General features: G+C 51.6%; 1 protein-coding gene. It reads left to right on the top strand.

What is annotated here, in order from left to right; all coding sequences use genetic code 11:
- Window positions 1-370: DUF4214 domain-containing protein (locus ACO0LI_RS30675; protein ID WP_423037716.1), on the top strand; the 370-nt coding region annotated here is incomplete at both ends.

Here is a 370-nt window from a genome sequence, read left to right as displayed (position 1 = left end):
GCTGATATCCAAAAGCTTTACATCGCATACTTCAACCGCCCAGCAGACCCAAATGGTCTGGCTTACTGGATGGCTCAAGGTTTCACACTGAACCAAATCGCCGACAGCTTCTCCAAACAAGCAGAATACGCTACAGTATTCGCTGGTAAAACGACAGAAGACACAGTCAACACCATCTACAACAACCTGTTTGGCCACAAAGCTGACGTAGCAGGTCTCAACTACTGGACAGGCCAACTGCTGAACGGCAAAGTCACACTGGGTCAAGCCGCTCTGGCCATCCTCGGTGGTGCTACCGGTGCAGACAAAGTTGCCGTTGACTCCAAAGTTGCCGCTGCGACATCCTTCACAACAGCCATCGACACCAACG

Source organism: Undibacterium sp. Tian12W (genome assembly GCF_049339405.1).
Lineage (GTDB): Bacteria > Pseudomonadota > Gammaproteobacteria > Burkholderiales > Burkholderiaceae_D > Undibacterium.
Note: the sequence above shows the minus strand (reverse complement) of the source record. Positions and strands in the feature narration are given on the sequence as shown.